Here is a 296-nt window from a genome sequence, read left to right on the forward strand (position 1 = left end):
GTTTTAAAGCACAGATTGTTTGTGTTTCAAGAGAAGCTTGTGTGAAGTACCTTGATGCTCTGAATAAACATATGAAAGATATTATGGGTGAAAAACTAGAAGTGAAAATAATTTTCTCAGGGGACCGAAATGATCTTCCTCATTTGAAGAAACATTTTACAACTAAACCTGAGCAAGAGGAAATTATTAAATCGTTTAAGAAACCAATAGAAGATAGTAAGCTATGCTTTATTATCGTTAAAGACATGCTATTGACAGGTTTTGATGCTCCGATTGAACAAGTGATGTATTTAGAC

The 296-nt window shown here is 32.8% G+C and carries 1 protein-coding gene; it reads left to right on the forward strand.

The window, feature by feature from the left end; translation table 11 throughout:
* Window positions 1-41: 41 nt before the first annotated feature.
* The coding region (locus AOA60_RS03945; RefSeq protein WP_218240557.1) for a hypothetical protein at window positions 42-296 on the forward strand (255 nt) is incomplete at its 3' end.

It is taken from the genome of Pseudomonas sp. 2822-17, from assembly GCF_002742485.1.
GTDB lineage: Bacteria > Pseudomonadota > Gammaproteobacteria > Pseudomonadales > Pseudomonadaceae > Aquipseudomonas > Aquipseudomonas cyclaminis.